The organism is Psychrobacter sp. H29 (genome assembly GCF_059073055.1).
The window spans coordinates 2,809,867-2,831,998 of record NZ_JCACRY010000001.1; the positions used below are offsets into that span (position 1 = coordinate 2,809,867).

Here is a 22,132-nt window from a genome sequence, read left to right on the forward strand (position 1 = left end):
TCTGTAAATAAAAAAGCGTCATAATGACGCTTTTTTTATCTCTTTATTTTATCAAACCATCATAACGATTTTATCCAATCGCAACGTTTACAAAGAGTACGGTTATGGCAGTATCTCACCCAGCAGCACCGCAAATCGGCATTATCAGAGCATTCTTTCAAAAGTATTTTATCGACGCCTTTACTGGTATGGCGTTAGGGTTGTTTGTCACCTTAATTGCTGGTCTAATTATCTCCCAAATCGGTGGTTGGTTGGATCTGCCAGCACTGGTCGCTGTCGGTAAACTGGCTTCGATATTGATGGGGGCAGGTATCGGTGTCGGTATCGCTTACTACTTAAAAGCACCTACACTTGTGATGCTTAGTTGCCTCGTAGCAGGTATGCTGGGTGCGCATTCTGAGGCATTGATGGCAGGGACGCTATTTACGCCGCAAGAGGTTGGGCCTGCTACCTTTGTGGCATTACCGGGTAATCCAATAGGAGCATATTTGACCTCGGTGTTTGCCTATCGCGCTGGTACTTGGATCGCTGGTAAGACCAAGCTTGATATTTTATTGGTGCCTTTAGTGGTGTGCGGCGTTGCGTTATTGGTTTGTGCGCTACTCAACCCACCTATCGTGGCAGGGGTTGCGGCTATCGGACAGGGTATTCATGCGGCAACTGAATTACAGCCATTACTAATGGGTATTGTCATTGCCGTTGTGGTCGGTATCCTATTGACCTTACCGACATCGAGTGCTGCCATTTGTATCGCGATCGGTCTTGGTGGTTTGGCAGGCGGTGCTGCCGTGGTTGGCTGCGCAGCGCATATGATTGGTTTTGCTGTCGCTAGTTTTAAGGATAATGGCGTTAGCGGTGTGATATCTCAGGGTCTGGGCACCAGTATGTTGCAGATTCCCAATGTACTAAAAAAGCCATTAATTCTACTGCCTGCTGTCATTGCGAGTGCCATCGTAGGTCCTATCGCGACTGTCGGTTTTGAGCTGGCTTGTACCGCGACAGGAGCGGGCATGGGTACGGCTGGTTTGGTCGGGGTATTTGGAGTCATTGAAGCATCACAAGAATTCATGAGTACTGGTCAGCTTTGGACGGCGATTATTCTATTAATGTTTGTATTACCTGCGGTGATCGCAGGTGTGGTTGCTTATATTATGCGCCGTATGGGCTGGTTGATTGCTGGAGATATGAAGCTGCCTTAATACTCAAAATGTTGAATTAAGATATTACTGGCAGTATCAAAGCGCCTTTTGGTCTGCAGTTAATAACTCTCAAAAAGCCCAGCTATTATCGTAACTGGGCTTTTTGTATGCAGGGTTATGCAACTGTCATGTTAAAAACGATGCTCATAGCCTATTACTCAACTGCTTTGAGCTTCTTATGGCGACGGGGCTTTAGCTTGAGAGAGAGCTGATGAAATTCAGTTAGGATTTGACTGTAGTGCGATGGAAATACCCGCTGAATGGCGTCAATCATTTTGGCATCATTACCAATTAAGCAGCGCTGCTGATTGGTCGCTGCTGCATGCAAAATAATCCAAGCGGCTTCACTGGCATCGAATTTTAAGAACTTATTAAAGCTTCTGATGGCTTTGGGTCCAGTGCTCATGCCAATATCATGGATGCTCTCGTTACCGCGCGCACTATTAGCAATATTGGTCTTGATGCCACCTGGGTGAATACAGGTTGCTGATACCCCGCAGCGCTGGATGTTTAACTCTTGGCGCAAGCTCTCTGTGAAGCCGCGTACCGCAAACTTACTAGAATTATAGGCAGATTGTGACGGCTGCGCTGTCAGCCCAAATAGACTTGAGATATTGATAATATGACCGTGCTCTTTTAACTGACTCTGCTGCACACTGTTTTTTATCAAAGGTAAAAAGGCTTTGGTACCATAGACCACGCCCCAAAAGTTGATATTCATTACCCATTCAAGCTCACTGATACTGCTACCTTCGACCGTAGAGTAAAGCGCTACACCTGCGTTATTAAAGATAAAATTCACTTTGCCATGATCGCTCATGACACTATCAGCCCACGTTTCTACAGCTTTATTATCTGATACATCGAGTACAGTCATCGTAATGTTGACATCATAACCGCTGAGTAACTGTTTGGTCTCTGCCAGCTGTTCAGGATTGATATCTGATAGCGCGACATGACAGCCCATTTTTGCTAGATGAATCGCCAGCTCACGTCCCATACCAGACCCTGCGCCCGTGATGGCAGCGACATGATTACGATAATAAGCAGCAATATCAGCATCATCTAGTGAGTCTGTGTGGGAGGAAAATGGCAGGTGCTGGCGCAATGATGTCGCCATAGTGGTCACATGAGTGAGCATAATAAACAGTCCTTTGTATTATTAATAACGAGTATTCGTAGTTACTACAAATATTGAAGCGCAGCAATAGAATAAAGGTCGAAATAGACTATCTACATTAGCATGATTCATGATGAGGTCTACTTGCGATTGATAAACGCGGCTGTCATTGTGTGAGAGATGGTCCATTATCTCTAAAATATGATGTCGCTACGTCTTATTACGACATGAAGCCCAATTGAGAGTTTTTCAGATAATTCAGATGATAAATAGGCATAAAAAAAGCGCCTCAGCTTATTTAGCCAGGCGCTTTTTGAATAACTCATTACTAATAATGAGTCATCTAAGTCTCATTATGCATTAAGCAATTTTAGGAATTTTGCCTTCGTTGATAACTTCTGCATCAACCATAACGGTTTTGGCATTTTCCATAGAAGGCAACTCATACATAGTCTCAAGCAAAGCGTTTTCTACGATAGAACGTAGACCGCGCGCGCCAGTTTTACGCTCCATGGCTTTTTTGGCAATGGCATCAAGCGCTTCTTGCGTAAAGCTAATATCAGCCCCTTCCATATCGAACAAGTACTTATACTGTTTGACCAGTGCGTTCTTAGGTTCGGTCAAGATTTGTACCAGTGCTTCTTCATCAAGCTCTTTTAGTGCCGCAAGTACAGGTAAACGACCGATCAGCTCGGGGATAAGACCAAACTTGATCAAATCCTCTGGCTCAACTTCTTGTAGCAAGTCTGAGCTGCGGCGACTGTCATCTTTTGAGCTGACATCAGCGTTGAAGCCGATACCGCCTTTTTCGGTACGCTGCTGAATAACTTTATCCAGTCCAGCAAATGCGCCGCCCACGATGATTAGGATGTTGCTGGTATCAACTTGGATCAGCTCTTGCTGTGGATGCTTACGACCACCGTGTGGTGGAATCGCAGCAACCGTACCTTCGATCAGCTTTAGCAGTGCTTGCTGTACGCCTTCACCTGATACATCACGGGTAATCGATGGGTTGTCACCTTTTTTGCTGATCTTATCAATCTCATCAATATAGATGATACCTTGCTCAGCTTTGGCCACATCATAATCAGACGCTTGCAATAGCTTTTGTACGATGTTCTCAACGTCTTCACCGACATAACCAGCTTCGGTCAAAGTCGTGGCATCAGCCATCGCAAATGGTACATCAAGTAGACGAGCTAACGTTTGGGCTAGCAATGTCTTACCAGAACCCGTTGGCCCTATCAGCAAGATGTTACTTTTCGCCAACTCTACCATAGCGTCATCAGCACCAATTTTGGCTTTTTTGCTGTCATTAGCGAGTGTTTGGCTAACTTTTAGACGTTTGTAATGGTTGTAAACAGCAACAGACAAGGCTTTTTTGGCAGCGTCCTGACCGATGACGTACTCATCAAGCTTGGCACGCAGCTCTTTTGGCGTTGGTAGCTTTTTATTGACCCACGAGGTATCTACTTCACTATCGTCATCGCTATATTCTGCGCTGTCGGCGATTAGATCCGTACATAGTTCAATACATTCATTACAGATATTGGCATCGTCGGCAGCAATCAGCTGCTGTACATCACTTTTGGCTTTACCGCAAAACGAACACTGCGGGGTATTATCTTCTGCCATAAAAGGCGCTCCTAAAGTTTAAAACTGGTTAGTCCATTTGCGTCACATCGATGGCTATATTGGTTAAACGCTCATACCTGCTTACTATCTATCAGGTATGAGCGACGTATTGATCTACCATACTGCAAACAGACTATAACTTTTCTTATGATTGCACACTCGTTTGAGGGGCATAATACTTATCGCTAGATTACAAAGATTCAGGGCGACGCTCTAACACTTCGTCAACCAATCCGTATTCTTTTGCTTCATCAGCATCTAACCAATAGTCACGCTCAACATCTTTTTCGATTTTTTCGATTGGCTGACCAGTACGCTCGGCTAAGATTTTGTTTAGACGGGCACGAGTCTTAAGGATCTCACGAGCATTGATTTCAATATCAGTCGCTTGACCTTGCGCACCGCCTGATGGCTGGTGAATCATGACACGCGCATTAGCAAGTGAGTAACGCTTACCTTTTTGACCTGCGGCCAATAGGAATGAACCCATGCTATAGGCACCGCCCATACAGATAGTCGATACTTCAGGTTTGATAAAGTTCATGGTATCAAAAATTGCTAGGCCTGCACTTACTGAGCCACCTGGTGAGTTGATATATAAATGAATATCTTTGTCAGGGTTTTCAGCTTCTAAGAATAGTAGCTGTGCGACGATAAGGTTTGCCATGTTATCTTCGACCTGACCAGTCAAAAAGATAACGCGCTCACGTAATAGGCGTGAGAAGATATCAAACGAGCGTTCACCGCGCGAAGACTGCTCAACCACCATTGGTACTAAAGCGCTTTGAGTGTTTTGCGCGCTTTGTACTTCATTGTGCGCACTCATGAGCATGTCAAAATGTGGGTTAGCAGTGATGCGATCATAATCTGTCATAGAGAGGTCCTATCGATAAAAGTATAAAATAAAAATGGTTTGAGTAATTTTATTGTCTAGTAGGTTTTGAACTAATGGATAGTTTATAGGGGGTCTGTGCCCACTATTCAAGCCTATAAAAACGGTTTGTGCACAAAATAGAGGAAAAAATAACTATCCTCTGTTTTTATATTTTCTGTATGAACTAAAAAAGAACTTTTTGATAAAAAATATGTGAATAAAGTCAGTAGTGGCTTAAGTGTTTTTTACAGCGTTTTTCACAATGTTTGACTCAAATGATTACTATAGTATTTCGCCTTGATACAGATATCCTGAGTCTCATGCCAGCCTACTTTTAACATAGAATACCTGATTAACAGCATGACAATCTACCTATCTTGCTAAGGCGCGTCTCTAATTCAAACTTTTATCACCATTTTTAAAACAAGGACACGCCCTAGTCGATTTTATGAGTGGGCAAATATCTTTATAGTCTTCCGTTCGACTTTGTAATTAAATATGCCTAGTGTGGCGTGAAGAACGAATAGGATATGTCCAAGTAATAGCAAGTATCCATATGATATATAGGATACTATCTCTGCTGAAAAATGGTGCATATACTCATTAGAGCGCCATGGTTTGGTGCAAATATAGCTAACTGTCCATGTATAACGAGTCCCAAAATCAGGTGAGAAAATAGCCAAACTAATGTGACTGTTTTTTTAAGCGAATACATACAATAAAAACCAACGCAAAATCACGGTGTTGGATAGATAGGCTGATTTTTACAGCACTAGGCCGATACAAGTTGGCACAATGATTGTATAAATAGTAGTATTGATGGTTTTTTACGTTATGTAACCTAGTTTTTATGTCGATAGCGCTTTAGTTACAATGGCTAAATGATGATGGTTATGTGAGACGCTAGATCATATTTAATGAGTATATAAGATGAGTTGGGCTTCCTCCTTAGCATTGAGTTTTGACGCTGTTAAACGTACGACTACCCAAGGCGCATCTATTGATAAGACGCGGCTGTATCACCGGAAGCACACAGGCGCGCTTATGGTACAGCGTGCGCTTTATCCTGAACCGAGTGTACAACAAGGTATTTGTCATATATTGATGCTATATCCACCAGCAGGTATTGCAGGCGGTGATACCCTGACGATAGACTTACGTTTAGATCAGGGCAGCCATGCTGTTATCACCACTCCAGGCGCCGGTAAATGGTACGGCAAAGACAGTAAGTTGCCAGCTAGTACAGTGAAAGACGAGATGGCTACCTATGCCAGTCAGGATGTACAGGCCAGACTTGCAGCAGATACTCGTTTGGAGTGGCTGCCCCAAGAGAGTATCATTTATAATGAAGCCAATATGCATGCGACGAGTCGCTTTGATTTAGCTGACTCCTCTAGCTTGCTAACCTGGGAGATCAGCGTGTTTGGGCGACAAGCGTATGATGAACAGTTCCTACAAGGGCGTTATCATACTGGCTTACGCATTTACCGAGAAGGTAAAGTCGTCGTTGCTGAACGTGTAGATCAGTCTGCCCAAAGTCGTTGGTTTACCTCAAACTTGGGACTAGCGAGCCATCATATTTATGGTTCATTTTGGGCAGTGCCAAGTTTGAGCGATGTCCATGATAATCCTACATTGTCTGCCTCTCAGCTAACGCAATCAGACGAGACGGCACAAGCAGCTACCAAACAAGCATTAACGCGCTATCTAGACCACACCATAGCAGCATTACGTCAAGTCATTGCTCAAGCTGAACTGCCCGTCTATTGCACTCATAATAGTCAAGCGGTTAATATCCGTTATATTGGCTCAGATGTGCGCGACTGTTTTGAAGCGTTTTATCAGCTCAGAGAGGCTTTACGTGAGCACTGGTGGCAGCTTGAGCGTTGTCGCCCGCGTATTTGGGACACCTAAGCTTGCATTTACTGTCACCAAAGTTGAAGAATACTGAAGCTAATTACTGAGGCTAAGTGGTGCTAAGTCTGTTTTGGGCAGTATGCAATGTTGTCTAATCTCTAGTCTGCTATAAATAATAATCACAAATATAACAAGGATCTGCCATGCATCTGACGCCAACAGAAAAAGATAAGCTCATGCTGTTTACGGCCGGTATGGTCGCTGAGCGCCGCAAAAATCGCGGTGTTAAGCTGAACTATCCAGAAGCCATCGCTTATATCAGTATGCTACTGATGGAAGGGGCTCGAGATGGTAAGCGAGTTGCTGAATTGATGAGTGAAGGGGCAACCTATCTATCTGCCGATGACGTTATGGAAGGGGTGGCAGAGATGGTCGATGAGGTGCAAATCGAGGCGACATTCCCTGATGGTACCAAGCTGGTTACGGTGCATAACCCCATCGTATAGTAGCGTTCATCAACCACTTATATCACTGTATCACTGAAATGATAACTATAAAATAAGGCGGCTCCCATGCAAGCAGGCGAATACAATATAAAAGATGGCGATATTATCTTAAACCAGGGGCGACAGGTTCAGACGATCAGTGTCAGCAACACTGGGGATAGACCTATCCAAATTGGCTCACATTATCATTTCTACGAGGTCAATGATGCGCTGAGTTTTGATAGAGAGTCGACCCGTGGATATCGCCTTAATATTATCTCTGGGACAGCAGTTCGTTTTGAGCCAGGGCAGTCGCGAGAAGTAGAGTTGGTGGCTTATGCTGGCAAGCAGGAAGTCTACGGTTTTGCGGGTCGCGTCATGGGTAATGCACAGCCAAATGAAGAATCAGATACGTCTCACGACAAAGCACCAGTAACCACTTCGCAAAAGCGAGTAAGCCGGCAGATTTATGCTGAGCATTTCGGTCCGACCACTGGTGATAAAGTACGCCTTGCTGACACGGAGCTTTGGTTACAGGTTGAGGCGGACTTGACCAGTCACACAGATATGGATCAAACGCAGACGTCGCAAAGCGATGAGGGTATTAGCAAAACCACAGAGATCAAGGGTGAGGAAGTCAAGTTTGGCGGTGGTAAAGTCATCCGTGATGGTATGGGGCAAGGGCAGTTGTTAGGGGCAGAAGTTGCTGACACAGTGATTACCAACGCATTAGTTGTGGACTATACAGGCATTTATAAAGCCGATATTGGTATTAAAGATGGTCGTATCAGTGCTATTGGTAAAGCGGGCAATCCTGACATTCAGCCTGCTATCGATATCCCTATTGGCGGCGCGACTGAGATCATCGCTGGTGAAGGAAAGATTCTCACTGCAGGGGGCGTTGATAGTCATATTCATTTCATCGCGCCCCAGCAGTGTGAGACGGCGCTGATGTCGGGAGTGACCACGATGCTGGGCGGTGGTACAGGCCCTGCCCAAGGAACACTCGCTACCACCTGTACGCCAGGAGCATATCATATTGCCTCAATGCTAAAGTCTACTGATAGTATCCCTATGAATATTGGGCTATTGGGTAAAGGTAATGTAAGTGTACCCAAACCGATTGCTGAGCAAATCGAAGCAGGGGCGGTCGGACTGAAACTCCATGAGGATTGGGGTACGACGCCGCAAGCCATCGATAACTGTTTGAGCGTCGCTGACGACTATGACGTGCAGGTCGCCATCCATACCGATACGCTAAACGAAAGTGGCTATCTTGAGAGCACGCTAGGCGCGTTTAAAAACCGCTGTATTCATACCTTTCATACCGAAGGCGCGGGTGGTGGTCATGCACCCGATATTCTAAAGGCGATTGGCGAGTCGCATGTGCTGCCATCCTCAACCAACCCAACGCGTCCATATACCGTCAACACCATTGATGAGCATCTCGATATGCTGATGGTTTGTCATCATTTAAGTCCTGCTATCGCAGAAGACGTGGCCTTTGCCGAAAGCCGTATTCGTCAAGAAACCATCGCGGCTGAAGATATCTTGCACGATTTGGGTGCGATTTCAATGATGAGTAGTGACTCACAAGCCATGGGGCGAGTGGGTGAAGTAGTCATCCGTACATGGCAAACCGCACACAAAATGAAAGTGCAACGTGGCCATCTAGCACCAGATGCAACGGCCATCATTGAAGATGAGCAACAGTACATTACTTTGACAGATTATGACCAACGCGCGGACAACGATAACTTCCGTATCAAACGTTATATCGCAAAATATACGATCAATCCTGCAATTACGCATGGTATCAGCGATATGGTTGGCTCCATCGAAGTGGGTAAGTGGGCAGATATGGTGCTGTGGTCGCCTAAGTTTTTTGGAGTAAAACCTGAGTGCATCATCAAAGGTGGACTTATCGCTGCGGTGCCGATGGGTGATATTAATGCCTCTATTCCTACGCCTCAGCCCGTACATTATCGTCCTATGTTCGCGTCGTATCCAAAATCGGTTGCCCAAACCAGTATTACCTTTATGTCGCAAGCCGCTATCGACAAACAAGTAGATAAGCAACTCGGGTTAACCAAAGTTATTCAGCCTGTACACGGTATTCGTGAGATTCGCAAAAGCGACATGCGCTTCAACAGCTACTGCCCAGATATGGACATCAATCCTGAGACCTATGAGGTGCGCGCTGATGGTAAGACACTTACTTGTGAGCCAGCTGAGGTACTACCCATGGCACAGCGTTACTTTTTATTTTAGTCCTTATGACGCACGTTTTTAGGATTTTTAAAAGAGCGAACCATAGACCATGTAAGCCAATGGTTAGGGGGTGTTTTGAGTGTGATCTTGCCTTTATTGCCACCACTTTTACCATTCAAGTTATAGACCGATAGTTTGAGCAACAGTAAACAGAGCCTTATATTTATGAAAATATTTAATACCCGTTTAAGCGCACCTAACGACACACAACAAGCGCAACTAACAGTACAGTATCAAGCGGATGATTACCTGCTACTGGACTTTGACACGCGCCAGCATACACGCTTTAGAGCAGTTACTGCAGCAGGCACAGCTGTTGGTATTGATCTGCCTCGTACAGGGGTGTTGAAAGGAAATGATGTGCTTAGTAATGCAGCAGGAGACTTGATACAAATCATCGCCAAACCGCAAGCAGTGACCAAAGTGACGGCGGCTAACGATGATTTTTTACTCATGAAAGGCGCTTATCATTTGGGCAATCGTCATGTACCGTTGATGTTTGAGCACAGTTTTGATCAGGGTGATGCAGGCTATGCGCTGTATTTTGAAAACGATCATGTGCTGGCTCAAATGCTCGAAAACTTAGGGTTACATACTGAGTCTACGTCCGTACCGTTCGAGCCTGAGACAGGTGCCTATCAAACAGGACAAGGGCATGCACATAGCCATTCTCACTCACACTCTCATTCGCATGCAAGCAGCCACTCTCATTCGAGTAGCGACTCACACAGTCATTCCCATAACCATGATGAGGCATCTGTAGGTCATTCACATGATGGCTAATACCAGCACGCAATCTACTCAATCCGTCCAACTGGGACAGCTATTGATGCTGGCATCAAGTAATTTGCCAATCGGGAGCTATACCTATTCGCAAGGTGTAGAGTCAGCGATTGAGTCAGGGGTTATCTCTGACGAAGCCAGCACACTTGCATTTATGCAGGATTATTTAGAGCTTGCAGTGATTGGCTACGAGCTACCACTATTAGGGCTAATAATGTGTGCGCTCGGTGGAGGACATGAGGCGCTGGCAAACGAGCTAGCACATGACTACCATGCCAGCTTAGAGAGTAAAGAGTTTGTGCTTGAGTCCCAGCAGTTGGCACAGGCGATGGTATCTTGGCTTAATGAAGTTTTAAATCTGGGTGTACCTACAGAGCTACCTGAAGATGGCTTTTTGCCACTTTTCGCTCATATTGCTCAGCATTGGCAACTACCACTAGCGCAGTCAATGACTACCTATGGATTTGCGCAATTAGAGAATATGGTGCTTGCCGCTGTAAAGACCGTACCGCTAGGACAGATGGCAGGTCAGCGTATTTTATGGCAATTACAAAACGATCTCGGCGTTCAAGTTGATGCGTTGAGCGGTGACGTACAGCAAGTCTTTGATGATGTAATCACGTCAGCAAACGCTACTCACGTTTTAGATATGAATGAAGAACAGGTTTGTCAAAAACTGTGTCAAGATCTCTATGAGAGACTCAACATCTCTAACAACTTGCCTAGTCTAGCTATCCTCTCGAGTAGGCATGAGGAGCAATACAGCCGGTTGTTCCGCTCATAGTTTTACATTTGTTTCTATTTACAATTATTCCTATATGAATCCTCTAAGGAGCTTACGATGTCTCTAACCCCAATAAAACCAAAAAATACTCAAGCCATACCTGACTCAGCTATTGATAGTGAGAGCTCACATCAGCCTGCTTTATCGTGTTTACGCCTTGGTATTGGCGGGCCAGTCGGCAGTGGTAAAACTGCTTTGACCTTGAGACTATGTCAAAACCTGCGTGATACGATCAATATGGCAGTTGTCACTAACGATATTTACACCAAAGAAGATTCACAGTTTTTGACCCGTAATAACGCCATGCCAGCTGAGCGTATCCGCGGCGTTGAGACAGGTGGCTGCCCGCACACAGCCATTCGCGAAGATGCGTCTATCAATCTGACTACCATTGCTGAGCTGCAAGCGACCTTTGACGGCTTGGAGATGATCATCATCGAGTCAGGTGGGGATAACTTGGCCGCGACCTTCAGCCCAGAACTGTCTGATTTGACCTTATATGTCATTGATGTCTCTGCAGGCGACAAGATACCGCGTAAAGGTGGCCCCGGTATTACTAAGTCTGATCTACTGATTATCAATAAGACCGATCTTGCGCCTATGGTTGGTGCGTCGCTTGAGGTAATGGAGCGCGATGCCAAAAAAATGCGCGGTGACAAACCTTTTGTCTTTAGCAATATGAAAACAGGTGACGGTCTGGATGAGATTATTGCCTTTATCAAAGAGCACGGCATGCTTGCGTAGCTTAGGCATATCCTTAGTCCAAATCCTTCACCATCGAAAATACAACATGAATAAAAAGGAACAAACCACATGACACGATATACAAAAGAGCTTGATGTCAAAAATGCTAAATTTTCACAGAGGTTGTCTACTCGTAGTCTCGTAGTTGGTTCATCGACACTGGCAATGTTGTCTGTGGTGCCGTCGCTGGCACAAGCACACTCAGGGCATATTCATTCGACTACTGCGCAAGCGCCATCGTTCTTAGGTACGTTGCAAGCAGGACTGATGCATCCAGTAACTGGCCTTGATCATCTGTTTTTGGCAGTCGGCATGGGCATGTTGTTTTATGGACTACAAAAGCAGCGCCTAGGTATGATGTCGTTGACGGCAGGATTGTCATTGGGTGCAATATTGGGCACGATTGGTGTCTTGATAGGCGGTGTTGGGTTTGCTGCGTCATCTGGATTGATCGAAGTCGCCATATCGTTATCGGTAGTCGTATTGGCAATGGTTTTGATGAGCCAAAAAAGCAGACAAGAAGCATTCTCTGCAAAGACGCAGATAGCACGTACGCCAAACATCCAGCAGTTGTCACTGTTTGGCTTTGGTGGTCTAGCAGTCTTTCACGGGTTGGCACATGCGCTTGAAGTGCCAGCGAATGTTGGTGTGAGCGGTCAGCTGGGTTTTTATGCAGGGATGATGGTCACGATGCTAGCGCTATATGCAGTTGGTACGCTAGTTAGTCAACAGTTGCAGCAACGATTTAGCGATAGCTTATGGTTACAGCGCGGGGTAGTACTGCTAGGGTTGAGCGCCGTATTTGCGCCTGTTTTGGTATAAGGCACGTTTTATAGTACAAGTACGATGCTTGTAGGTTCGATAGTTGCGACTAATTTCATCTAGTTAACGAATGCCACAAAAAATGCGCCCCCGATCAAAAGGTCGGGGGCGCATTTTAGTTTTGATAACCGACTACAGCATATCTAAAAAGACAGCCTGTCGTATCAATTACATTGCTTGCTGCTGTTGTTGCTGAGCGGCTAGCAAGTCTTGGTAGCTAACTTCTTTGTCAGTTACTTTACCTTGTGCGATCAAGTAATCTACTACTTGGTCTTCTAGTACAACAGACTCAATGTTAGCGCGCTGCTGCTTGTCATTGGTGTAGTACTCAATAACTTCTGCTGGATCTTCGTAGTTTTCAGCGGCTTCTTTGATGAAGGTTTCAACACGCTCTTGATCTACTTCTAGGCCTTTAGTATCGATAACACGGGCAACGATGATGCCAAGACGGGCAGCACGTAGCGCTTGCTCTTCAAATAGCTCGTTTGGCAGCATGTCTTTATCGAAGCTATCAGCATTTGCGCCGAACTGCTGAGAGAAACGTTGCATCATCATGTTGCGTTGACGCTCGATTTCTTGCTCTAGCATCGCGTTTGGTACATCAAACTCGTTCTTTTCTAGCAATGCGTCAAAAGTCGCTTGCTTAACTTGGCTACGCGCAGCGTTTTTGATTTCGCGTTCCATGTTTTTGCGTACGTCTTCTTTTAGTTTCTCAACGCCGCCTTCTTTTACGCCGAATAGCTCAAGGAACGCATCATCAATTTCAGGTAGCTTAGATTTTTCAACCAATTTTACATTGATTTTGAACTGAGCTTCTTTACCAGCTAAGTTCTCAGCTTGGTAATCTTCTGGGAAAGTTACGTCGATGATTTTTTCTTCGCCAGCTTTCATGCCTTTGATACCAGCTTCAAAACCTGGAATCATTTGGTTGCTACCGATAACCAATTTGAAGTCCTCGCTAGAGCCGCCTTCGAATTTTTCGCCGTCGATAGAGCCTTCAAAGTCAAAAGTCACTTGGTTGTCTTTCGCAGCCATGCCCTTTTTCTCAACGAATTCTTCACGTTGCTTTTGTAGGTTTTCGATCATAGTGTCAACGTCTTCTTCACTCACTTGTGCAGTGTGACGCTCAACTTCGATCTCATCGATACCTTGTACGTCAACTTCTGGGAAGATTTCAACAGTGGCCTGATATACCAAGAAATCGTCTTCAAGTTTTACGTCGTCGATGTTAGGCATGCCAACAGCGCGGATGTCTTCAGACTTGATCGCTTCAAACACAGTATCACGGATGACATCGTTGATAACTTCTTGTTGAATGCCAGCACCGTACTGAGAGCGGATGTGTGACATAGGGACGTTACCTTTACGGAAACCGTCAATCTTGGCAGTTTTCGCAACTTGGCGAATACGGCCTTCAACTTTGTTTTGAATTTTTTCAACGGGCACTTTAACCGTTAGCTGGGTTTCTTTATTAGATAGCTTGTTGGTTGTGACTTGTAAATCTGTAGCCATGTTAATTACACCTTTAGGATTAAGTAGTACGTTTGATTAATGAAATAGTACTTAGGGTTAAATTGTAATAGACAGACCGCGCCTCAAATTACGGGCATGTACGACGGGCTGCCGTTGAAATAAATAGGGGATAGCGATAGCGCACAACGTCAAATTCAGTGCCAGTAGCAATCGCCGCTGATACTAAAAGGTGAACCTGCTGAGGTTGTCCATGCTATCAAATATCGATAATAAACCGTTAATGCACCGCATAATAACGCTTTTTGGTGAATTATACAGCCAAATAACGGATTTCAACAAAATTTTAAAAGTAGAACAGTATAATCTATCTGTTTATTAAAGTAAAAATTATCTCTTTGACAGCATGTTTCCTTATGTTGCTTGATATTTTATGGCTTAATCTTGTATAAAGAGTTAGCCAGATTCGCATTCAATAAATAAGATAACGGATAAGAAACAGCGATAAGGTCGTAAGCGCACTATGAGCATTAAGCGCGCTTACGGATAGTTATGGATAGAACAGCTGTAAAGTACTTATAAAGGTAGCTGCGCCAATAGCTGCTGGATTGCCTGACCACGATGGCTGATGCTGTTTTTATCAGCAGCGCTTAGACTAGCCGCACTGGCTTGCAAGTCAGGTAACCAAAACAATGGATCATAGCCAAAGCCGCCGTCACCATGCGCTGTCTCTGAAATTTCGCCATGCCATAATCCTTGGGCGACAATCGGTAGCGGATCATCAGCATGACGCACCATTGCCAGTACGCATACAAACATACCTTTGATCGGAGCATCTGGCTCTACTGCGCGGATAGGCTGTAAGTCGGCGATGAGCTTGGCGTTATTTTTACTATCGTTGCCGTGCTCACCAGCGTAGCGAGCAGAGTAGATACCTGGCGCGTTGCCCAACACAGGTACACACAGTCCTGAGTCATCAGCAATAGCAGGCAGCCCGCTTATACGGCTGGCGTGACGGGCTTTGATAATGGCGTTCTCTACAAAGCTCAAGCCATCCTCAACAGCATCCTCGATATCGAGTTGACCTTGCGGAACAATCGTTACGTTTAAATTTGCTTCTGCAAATAGCCTTTTGAATTCAGCCAATTTGCCTTTATTATTACTGGCGAGTACCCATTGGTCATCGGAGGTCGACTCAGTAGAAAGTAAAGAGGGGTCAGTGGTGCTCATATAGACATTCCGTTAGGTGAGTAGCGATGATTTGATCGACCTTGATAGCTATGTTGTGACTGTATTATGCTTGATAGCGTATGGCTATATGATGGTGGTGATTATCATTAAATGAATAACCAATTGCTATGCAAATTATGCGGGCTATAACATTTGGTAACTGATATTATTGGCTACTGTTGCTATAATGGTTTCTAAGCTACAGTGAATAAAATCTTATAGCTTGTGAACATTAAGTTAATAAAAGTCTATAGGGTTAGACACTTAGGCTTTAGACAAAGAATAATAGCAATAAGTAATAGCTAGATTAATTTTGGACTCATAATAATACGTGATACTGTGTTAAGCAATAACGTGTATTAAACGATCAAATTCATTTCAAACAATAAACTCAGCCAATTTAGCTCGATATTGTTTATGTCTTTAGTACGCATCTTCTTAGGGTATTTCTGTTTTTAGGCTTGCCTATCGACAGAAATACTAACTTTGATGATATATTTTCGAGATATAAACAGTATGAGTGGCCAAATAAGCAAGGATAAAATAATTATGTCAAACATTACATTGCCAGACCTACCATATGCAAAAGACGCACTAGAGCCACATATCAGTGCCGAGACGCTAGAATACCATCATGATAAGCATCATGCTGCTTACGTAAATAAGCTAAAAGACTTGCTACCAGGTTCTGGTCTAGAAGACAAAACATTGCCAGAAATTATCAAAGCAGCTTCCGAGAGCGAAAGCACTCAAAACCTATTCAACCAAGCAGCTCAAGTATGGAATCACACGTTCTATTGGAACTGCATGACCCCAACGAACGGCGGCGGCGAACCTACTGGCGATTTAAAAGCAAAAATCGAAGAAGACTTCGGTAGCTATGACAAGTTCCGTGAAGAGTTCAAGAACGCAGCATTGACTCAGTTTGGTTCAGGTTGGGCATGGCTAGTGGCTGATAAAGTCGGTGGCAAATTGTCAATCGCCAAAACTGCTAACGCTGATACGCCACTTGCACACGACCAAGTTGCGGTATTGACTTGTGATGTATGGGAGCACGCGTACTATGTAGATTACCGTAACCGTCGTCCTGACTATGTTGATACGTTCCTAGACAAGCTAGTGAACTGGGACTACGCAAATGCAAAATATAAAGGTCAAGATGCTGGCGTTGAAGCATAATCTTTAATAGCTAAGTATTTGATTGATAGAAAAGGACACCGAAAGGCGTCCTTTTTTTTGTTTAATCACTTTCAGTAGAAAAATGCTATTACGCTATACCGCCGTTTGCACCGATATTTTGTCCTGTCACCCAAGCCGCTTCTTCGCTCACTAAAAATGCCACTATGCGGGCGATATCAATTGGTTCACCGATACGATTAAATGGTGACAAACCAGCGAGATTTTCGATAGTCTCGTCAGCTTTACCTTGATTGAATAACTCAGTGTCAGTAGGGCCAGGAGAGACTGCATTGACAGTGATGTTGCGCTCGCCAACTTCTTTAGAAAAGATTCTAGTTAGCTGCTCTACCGCACCTTTGGTTGCACAGTATGTGCCATAGGCAGGCAGCATCATGCGAGTGGTCGTGCTTGAAAGGTTAACAATACGACCGTCATTGTTGAGTTTAGTCGCTGCCTCACGTAGCGTGTTAAACGTGCCCTTTACATTTATAGAAAATATACGATCAAAATCTTCATCAGTAGTTTCTGCAATGGGTTTATTAATCATTATACCTGCGCTATTGACCAAAATATCTGGCTTACCAAATGCGCTGATAGTGGTGTCAAACAGCGTAGCCACTTGCTTGGTATTACTGACATCTGCTTGCACAGCGATAGCTTCACCGCCTGCTGATTTAATCTGGCTCACGATATCATTTGCTGCTGCGTCATCGTTTGCATAATTAATGACGGTTTTAGCTCCTGCCTCTGCAAGCAATATAGCTATCTGTGCGCCGATACCTTTTGATGAACCAGTTACAATCGCGACTTTATTTTTTAGTGTTGTCATCGATACTTTCTCCAATATTATGAGTGAATATCAGTACGCTTATATTATGTTTTGACTGATGTCTCTTGATTAGTAGGATATAAGTTACCAGTGTGCAAAACCAATAAGTAGAGCGATTCTGTAGGCTTGTTTTTAGATAAATGTATGAGCTGGGTTTCTATAGGTTTGAAAGATAAAAATTTTGAGTTGCTAAGGGTTTGGATGAAAAAAAGGACACGGTGAGGTGTCTTTTTTTTGGTTTATAGGTTATGGCTGCTGTCAGATTTTTACGGGTTTATTAGTCTCAATTTCTAGATTAGAAAGAAGGTATTACACAGTAGGCGTTAACAGGTAAAAACCAGAGTAATAATTAGACATTAAGTGAACTTCACCTTTTCGAGTATATGAGAAAGGTAATACTTCTCCATATTTAGTAGTTAAAATACCTGTGACTTTTATAATAGAATCTTTTTTAGGAATTTTTTTTAGACTTATAGTTTGAGCAGCAGTGATGCCCTCATATATGTCATTCAATTCAAATTTTAAAGGATCCTTTTTATATCTAACTTTTAAAATCTCTCCATCAACTATCAAACTGAGGCTGTTAAGCTGTACTTCCTCAATATTTCTGCTTTCATCTTTGAATACAAGTGACCAATTATTTCCCAGTTTGTGATTCTCTAAGTTATAAGATTTTTCGAAATCACCGTTATACCAGAAATCAAACTTTACTTTATTGTCTAAATTGTCGGCAACAGTAAGGTGTTGGTTGTCAGTATCGTATGTAACATGCCTCCACCTTACCTCATAATAAGGGGTTATTAAGAAATAAATTGAAGTAACTATGAGGATTATCATTATAATAATTACGATTTTTTTTATAATAGTGTGTAGTCTTTCACTAGAAACGCTATGTTAATACGTCAAGTGTTAGATTGCACACATGACACTTCCCAATTTATATCTTCATTCAACTACCTTCCATCCGGTACCTCTATCCACAACCGACTCATCAAACACTCTCACAAATCCTTGTTTGACCAATTCAATGCGTGATACTTCGGGTTCGCCATCCGCTTTGATAACGGGTGCTTCTATAGGCGTAATCGATTGCCATAGAGCCCTTTGTCCTGCTTTATTTGCCAATAAAAAACTAAAGAATGCCGTGTCGCCTGCCATCATACGTAGGTCATCAACGACCAGCTGTTCGGCTGCATCGCTAGTGGTAGAAGAGGCGGGTAGCATTTGGACGCGGTAGCCTGTCCAATCACCAGAGAACCAGTCTAGCCTGTGTGCATAGGACTGGCTCGCTATTGGTAAGTTTGCGCGTAGCGTCTGCGAGTTGTCATACTGCGTCAGGTAGCGATACTCAGGTAAGCGACTGTCTAAAACGCTACCGCGTACTTCAATCAATCTATTTTTATCGTCTTCAGCGACTGTACGCCACATAAGCACTGTCGGCAGGGCAGGCATGGTTTTGAGGCGCGTGGTATGGATATTAGCCGCTGCCAAAGTTTGCTCAGCTTGAGACTGTGCATGGTATTTTAATCCTAAGCTAAGCAGTAAGTAACTACTACTAAGCAGCAGCATCCATAGAGTAAAGCGTTGACAGTTGATTAGCAGTCCTGCTTTGAATACCGCAAGTTTGCTACCCTTAATAAGTCCCAGAAGTAGTGCTATAAACAATGGCAAGGTATATAGCGGATCAATGATGAACATTGACGCAATGCTAAAAGGTGTCAGCGATAAAGACTCCTGTAGCGGCCACAGTAATTGAGTGCCATAGACGGTAAAGCTGTCTAAAATCGGATGAGTCGTCAGCGCCAATGTCATGGCTAGCATTAAGCGAGCTTTGGAGTAGGGCAATGGCATATTGCGCCATTGATGGTAACGGCTAATTAGCCAAGCGCCCATGATACCCACTGCAGTCAGGACGATCAGTGAGTGGCTAAAACCGCGATGGTAAGTCATGTCACTGATGGGGTCAGGATAATGAACCAGCACATCCAAATCAGGTAATGTACCTAGCATAGCCCCGTATAGGTAGGCTTTGCGACCTTGGTATTTTCCCAGTATCGCACCTTGTACACTAGCACCTAAGACAATCTGACTGAGTGAGTCCATAGTTATCTACTTGTTGATTATCGAATAAGGATTGTGCGTTATATCAGTGCGTTTATCAGCACATTTTTATTTAGAGAACCACAAAGTGATGCGTCATCAACGCTTCACGCAGCATCGCAATATTATAGTAGGCGTGCGCATTGACGGTGTTTTGAAAGAAAATATACAGCGTGTCAAAATGCTGACGCTGATTGGCAATCGCTTGTGCCCAGCCCTGCATCTCAGCTTCGCTATAACGATAATCATGACGGTCAGCTGCGCTCATCGCATCCCACCAGCCCGTATTATTGCCATGCATACGCAGATAGCCAGTGCGCTCAGTGAATATCAATCGTGATGGTGGCAACCCACCGACTTTTGGATAGTCGACGCTGCACCAAATGAGACCTTGCTGCTGGAAACTATCGACCACTTGTGGTGTGTGCCAGCCGTTATGGCGGAACTCGATAGCAAGTGGATAATCTTTAAACCAACTGACAAGCTCTGCCAGATAGAGGCGATGCGTGCGGGTACGATCAAAACCGTGTGGGAACTGGAGTAATAACGGTGCTAACGCATCCGCTTCGATAAGCGGTGATAGAGCGTTTAGAAATGCTTGTGCGTGTTCGGCAGTGCCTTTGCGAGCGTGGGTAAAGTCTTGATGCAATTTTACAGAAAATTTGAGCTGACTACCTGCTTGGGCGTAGGCCTTATCAACCATCCCCGCAAAGGCTTTTTGCCCGATGGGTGCATAGAATGTGCTGTTTACCTCTACCGCGCCGTACTGCTTGGCGTATTCACGTAGGAAATCTGTTTTCTTGGTGCCTTTTGGATATAGCGTACCGAGTAAGTCAGTATCGCTATAGCCACCAGTACCAAGATAGATACGCGGGGTAGGGGGACTGTCCATGTTGACCACTCACTGCCGTTTTGGGTAATAAAATGTACTACGATATCTGCTTTCGACTGCTATTCGACAAGCTACTTTTTACGCGACCAGAGCCATTCAATCAACGCCAGTAGAGCATCATTGTTTTTGCCAATGTTGTCTTTGTTACCGCCAAGCTCACGACTGATTGCTGCGCGTCCGTCATTAAAAAGAGATTGCGCGTAGCTGGTCGCATTATCGACACCCATCAGTTTTACATAGGTAGACTTGTCCAGCTTTTCATCGCTCCCCGCTGGTTTGCCGAGTGTGTCTGTCGTCATGGTGACGTCCAACACATCATCTTGGACTTGGAAGGCAAGCCCGATGTGTTGTGCGCACTCTTGCAGTGCCATGCGCTGCGGGGCTGTTGCACCAGCACAAACGCTGCCCATAAGCATAGCTGCCTCGATCAACGCCCCTGTCTTGTCGCGGTGGATGGCTTCTAAGTCGTCCTGCGCGATACTGGTACTGGCTTCGGCATTAAGATCTAGCATTTGACCCGACACCATGCGCCGTGCGCGCGGAGCAAAAATTGCCAATAGCTGGCTTGCAATGTCCGCATTGAATGGCGCAAAGGTTGGCAGCTCTGCAGTGAGTACTTCAAATGCTAGCGTCTGCAGCACATCTCCTGCCAGCAGCGCCGTCGCTTCATCAAAAGCAATATGAGCCGTTGGCTGGCCGCGGCGTAGCTCATCATCATCCATACAGGGTAGATCATCATGTACTAGCGAGTAGGTATGCAGTAGCTCCACAGCCAGTGCAGCACGGCGCGACATATCATAGTCTGAGTCGTTCTCGAGTAATGAGTCCAGATCAGCGTTGAGCATATCGACATCATTGCGCTCGTCTTCACGATTACTCTTACTGCTGTTGATACTGGCAAAAGCACTGGCAACCATGAGTGGTCTTACCAGTTTGCCTTGTCCAGTCATCACATAACGGCAAGCATCGACCAGTGGACTAGGAAGCTTGGCATAAGCAAACAATACCTCGATGTCTTGCGCCAATTGTTCGCGCACAGCACCATGAAACTGCTCAGTGCTTTGAAAAGAGATAAAGTCAAAAGAGGTGATATCAGAAGAAGTAGTAGTGCCAGAAGTAAGGGAAACAGTCATAATCCAACCATTTATTAGGAGTACAGTAGAGACTTATCAGAGATAAGGTAAAAACAGTATTAGTGTAGCATGATAGGTTATACAGCTTTTGTGAGACACCGTATCAATTGATTGTTTTTTGCATTTTTTTATCACGACTCTCACAATGAGTGTAGATCCCAAAACAAGCCATGCTGATCTGAAATACAGCGACAAGATTTTGTTACGTATGGATGGTGTCACTCGCTGGTTGAATATGCTTTGATAAAGGTGCAATCTAAGTAAGTCATATTTGTTGAGCACAGCAACGGTTTATCATCCTTGTGGTGGTAGACAGCATAGGCAAGCCAGATAAATTAATATCAAAACAGTGACTCAGTATACAGTCATTCACTAAAACACTTTGCGCATAAGGTAAATGCCTACGGGTGATTTAAGAGTGACTTGCGAGTATGGTATTAGCTTGTGACAGCTAGGGGCATAATCCCCTACACTAATTGACGTGAAAATGGTCCGATAGTGATCGTATTGAGTTTTGCTCAGTGTGGTCGATCATCTGTATTGGAGCATGTCTCAGTCAGTATTTTAATCTCAGTGGTTGTAACATATAAATGAAGCGCCGTGTGATGTGATGCAAGTGTCAACACAAGTATCCCATCATGAGCGCTGGATAATAAAGACATCTTCACTCGTGCGTAAGCTATGTGTTTATCTCTAAGACGTAGCATGCGTGGAGTGCTATTACC

At 44.4% G+C, this 22,132-nt stretch carries 19 protein-coding genes; 9 read left to right on the top strand and 10 right to left on the bottom strand.

Going from position 1 to position 22,132, the window contains the following annotated elements:
• Positions 1-104 precede the first annotated feature (104 nt).
• Positions 105-1,199 carry a PTS sugar transporter subunit IIC gene (locus AC5JP1_RS11510; protein ID WP_493844206.1) on the top strand — a complete coding sequence of 365 codons (1,095 nt, stop codon included), beginning with the start codon at positions 105-107 and terminating at the stop codon, positions 1,197-1,199.
• Positions 1,200-1,353: 154 nt separating this feature from the next.
• Here the strand turns inward: AC5JP1_RS11510 and AC5JP1_RS11515 are convergent, their stop codons facing one another.
• The 3 genes from AC5JP1_RS11515 to clpP form a co-directional block, all read right to left on the bottom strand.
• Positions 1,354-2,340: an SDR family NAD(P)-dependent oxidoreductase gene (locus tag AC5JP1_RS11515; protein WP_493844207.1), complete on the bottom strand. Its 987-nt coding sequence runs from the start codon at positions 2,338-2,340 to the stop codon at positions 1,354-1,356.
• 339 nt (positions 2,341-2,679) lie between these two features.
• Positions 2,680-3,954 (bottom strand): ATP-dependent protease ATP-binding subunit ClpX, encoded by a 1,275-nt coding sequence (gene clpX, locus AC5JP1_RS11520; RefSeq protein WP_493844208.1) that lies wholly within the window; start codon positions 3,952-3,954, stop codon positions 2,680-2,682.
• 190 nt (positions 3,955-4,144) lie between these two features.
• Entirely contained in the window at positions 4,145-4,780 is a 636-nt protein-coding gene (gene clpP / locus AC5JP1_RS11525; protein ID WP_493844487.1) for an ATP-dependent Clp endopeptidase proteolytic subunit ClpP, read from the bottom strand.
• A 978-nt stretch (positions 4,781-5,758) separates the two neighbouring features.
• Between clpP and AC5JP1_RS11530 the strand changes: the two genes are divergently transcribed.
• The 7 genes from AC5JP1_RS11530 (at position 5,759) to AC5JP1_RS11560 (ending at position 12,574) form a co-directional block, all read left to right on the top strand.
• Positions 5,759-6,742 carry an urease accessory protein UreD gene (locus AC5JP1_RS11530; RefSeq protein ID WP_493844209.1) on the top strand — a complete coding sequence of 328 codons (984 nt, stop codon included), beginning with the start codon at positions 5,759-5,761 and terminating at the stop codon, positions 6,740-6,742.
• A gap of 146 nt (positions 6,743-6,888) precedes the next feature.
• Complete coding sequence (gene ureA / locus AC5JP1_RS11535; protein WP_057761815.1) at positions 6,889-7,191, top strand: urease subunit gamma; 303 nt, start codon at positions 6,889-6,891, stop codon at positions 7,189-7,191.
• A 66-nt stretch (positions 7,192-7,257) separates the two neighbouring features.
• Positions 7,258-9,441, top strand: coding sequence for an urease subunit alpha (gene ureC / locus AC5JP1_RS11540; RefSeq protein WP_493844210.1), 2,184 nt, complete (start codon positions 7,258-7,260; stop codon positions 9,439-9,441).
• A 165-nt stretch (positions 9,442-9,606) separates the two neighbouring features.
• Positions 9,607-10,224, top strand: coding sequence for an urease accessory protein UreE (ureE, locus tag AC5JP1_RS11545; protein WP_493844211.1), 618 nt, complete (start codon positions 9,607-9,609; stop codon positions 10,222-10,224).
• The gene (locus AC5JP1_RS11550) at positions 10,214-11,008 is read left to right on the top strand and encodes an urease accessory protein UreF (protein WP_493844212.1); all 795 of its coding nucleotides are present in this window, start codon (positions 10,214-10,216) and stop codon (positions 11,006-11,008) included. The genes ureE and AC5JP1_RS11550 overlap by 11 nt, the downstream gene beginning before the upstream one ends.
• 57 nt (positions 11,009-11,065) lie before the next feature.
• The gene (gene ureG / locus AC5JP1_RS11555; protein WP_493844213.1) at positions 11,066-11,752 is read left to right on the top strand and encodes an urease accessory protein UreG; all 687 of its coding nucleotides are present in this window, start codon (positions 11,066-11,068) and stop codon (positions 11,750-11,752) included.
• 69 nt (positions 11,753-11,821) lie between these two features.
• Positions 11,822-12,574: a HupE/UreJ family protein gene (locus tag AC5JP1_RS11560; RefSeq protein WP_493844214.1), complete on the top strand. Its 753-nt coding sequence runs from the start codon at positions 11,822-11,824 to the stop codon at positions 12,572-12,574.
• Between the two features lie 168 nt (positions 12,575-12,742).
• On the opposite strand, the gene tig is transcribed toward AC5JP1_RS11560, so the two are convergent.
• Positions 12,743-14,086 carry a trigger factor gene (tig, locus tag AC5JP1_RS11565; RefSeq protein WP_493844215.1) on the bottom strand — a complete coding sequence of 448 codons (1,344 nt, stop codon included), beginning with the start codon at positions 14,084-14,086 and terminating at the stop codon, positions 12,743-12,745.
• Between the two features lie 534 nt (positions 14,087-14,620).
• Positions 14,621-15,274, bottom strand: coding sequence for an RdgB/HAM1 family non-canonical purine NTP pyrophosphatase (gene rdgB / locus AC5JP1_RS11570; RefSeq protein ID WP_493844216.1), 654 nt, complete (start codon positions 15,272-15,274; stop codon positions 14,621-14,623).
• A gap of 549 nt (positions 15,275-15,823) precedes the next feature.
• Here rdgB and sodB point away from each other — a divergent pair.
• Positions 15,824-16,453 (top strand): superoxide dismutase SodB, encoded by a 630-nt coding sequence (gene sodB / locus AC5JP1_RS11575; RefSeq protein WP_319051038.1) that lies wholly within the window; start codon positions 15,824-15,826, stop codon positions 16,451-16,453.
• A gap of 88 nt (positions 16,454-16,541) precedes the next feature.
• Here sodB and AC5JP1_RS11580 read toward each other — a convergent pair whose 3' ends face one another.
• The 5 genes from AC5JP1_RS11580 to AC5JP1_RS11600 form a co-directional block, all read right to left on the bottom strand.
• The gene (locus AC5JP1_RS11580; protein WP_493844217.1) at positions 16,542-17,282 is read right to left on the bottom strand and encodes an SDR family oxidoreductase; all 741 of its coding nucleotides are present in this window, start codon (positions 17,280-17,282) and stop codon (positions 16,542-16,544) included.
• A gap of 309 nt (positions 17,283-17,591) precedes the next feature.
• Positions 17,592-18,119, bottom strand: a complete 528-nt coding sequence (locus AC5JP1_RS11585) for a hypothetical protein (RefSeq protein WP_493844218.1) — start codon at positions 18,117-18,119, stop codon at positions 17,592-17,594.
• Between the two features lie 108 nt (positions 18,120-18,227).
• A complete protein-coding gene (locus AC5JP1_RS11590; protein ID WP_493844219.1) occupies positions 18,228-19,385 on the bottom strand; it encodes a metal-dependent hydrolase in 1,158 nt (385 codons plus the stop codon).
• A gap of 70 nt (positions 19,386-19,455) precedes the next feature.
• Positions 19,456-20,274, bottom strand: coding sequence for a DUF72 domain-containing protein (locus AC5JP1_RS11595; RefSeq protein ID WP_493844220.1), 819 nt, complete (start codon positions 20,272-20,274; stop codon positions 19,456-19,458).
• Between the two features lie 71 nt (positions 20,275-20,345).
• Positions 20,346-21,407 (bottom strand): polyprenyl synthetase family protein, encoded by a 1,062-nt coding sequence (locus AC5JP1_RS11600; protein WP_493844221.1) that lies wholly within the window; start codon positions 21,405-21,407, stop codon positions 20,346-20,348.
• Between the last annotated feature and the right edge of the window lie 725 nt (positions 21,408-22,132).

What these genes read in the sequence shown, in the direction of transcription:
- AC5JP1_RS11515 (WP_493844207.1), bottom strand. Translation starts at nt 2,340, where the DNA reads ATGCTCACTCATGTGACCACTATGGCGACATCATTGCGCCAGCACCTG.
- clpP (WP_493844487.1), bottom strand. Translation starts at nt 4,780, where the DNA reads ATGAGTGCGCACAATGAAGTACAAAGCGCGCAAAACACTCAAAGCGCT.
- tig (WP_493844215.1), bottom strand. Translation starts at nt 14,086, where the DNA reads ATGGCTACAGATTTACAAGTCACAACCAACAAGCTATCTAATAAAGAA.
- clpX (WP_493844208.1), bottom strand. Translation starts at nt 3,954, where the DNA reads ATGGCAGAAGATAATACCCCGCAGTGTTCGTTTTGCGGTAAAGCCAAA.
- AC5JP1_RS11600 (WP_493844221.1), bottom strand. Translation starts at nt 21,407, where the DNA reads ATGACTGTTTCCCTTACTTCTGGCACTACTACTTCTTCTGATATCACC.
- AC5JP1_RS11550 (WP_493844212.1), top strand. Translation starts at nt 10,214, where the DNA reads ATGATGGCTAATACCAGCACGCAATCTACTCAATCCGTCCAACTGGGA.
- AC5JP1_RS11590 (WP_493844219.1), bottom strand. Translation starts at nt 19,385, where the DNA reads ATGGACTCACTCAGTCAGATTGTCTTAGGTGCTAGTGTACAAGGTGCG.
- AC5JP1_RS11595 (WP_493844220.1), bottom strand. Translation starts at nt 20,274, where the DNA reads ATGGACAGTCCCCCTACCCCGCGTATCTATCTTGGTACTGGTGGCTAT.
- AC5JP1_RS11585 (WP_493844218.1), bottom strand. Translation starts at nt 18,119, where the DNA reads ATGATAATCCTCATAGTTACTTCAATTTATTTCTTAATAACCCCTTAT.
- AC5JP1_RS11510 (WP_493844206.1), top strand. Translation starts at nt 105, where the DNA reads ATGGCAGTATCTCACCCAGCAGCACCGCAAATCGGCATTATCAGAGCA.
- sodB (WP_319051038.1), top strand. Translation starts at nt 15,824, where the DNA reads ATGTCAAACATTACATTGCCAGACCTACCATATGCAAAAGACGCACTA.
- AC5JP1_RS11580 (WP_493844217.1), bottom strand. Translation starts at nt 17,282, where the DNA reads ATGACAACACTAAAAAATAAAGTCGCGATTGTAACTGGTTCATCAAAA.
- ureE (WP_493844211.1), top strand. Translation starts at nt 9,607, where the DNA reads ATGAAAATATTTAATACCCGTTTAAGCGCACCTAACGACACACAACAA.
- ureC (WP_493844210.1), top strand. Translation starts at nt 7,258, where the DNA reads ATGCAAGCAGGCGAATACAATATAAAAGATGGCGATATTATCTTAAAC.
- AC5JP1_RS11560 (WP_493844214.1), top strand. Translation starts at nt 11,822, where the DNA reads ATGACACGATATACAAAAGAGCTTGATGTCAAAAATGCTAAATTTTCA.
- ureA (WP_057761815.1), top strand. Translation starts at nt 6,889, where the DNA reads ATGCATCTGACGCCAACAGAAAAAGATAAGCTCATGCTGTTTACGGCC.
- AC5JP1_RS11530 (WP_493844209.1), top strand. Translation starts at nt 5,759, where the DNA reads ATGAGTTGGGCTTCCTCCTTAGCATTGAGTTTTGACGCTGTTAAACGT.
- rdgB (WP_493844216.1), bottom strand. Translation starts at nt 15,274, where the DNA reads ATGAGCACCACTGACCCCTCTTTACTTTCTACTGAGTCGACCTCCGAT.
- ureG (WP_493844213.1), top strand. Translation starts at nt 11,066, where the DNA reads ATGTCTCTAACCCCAATAAAACCAAAAAATACTCAAGCCATACCTGAC.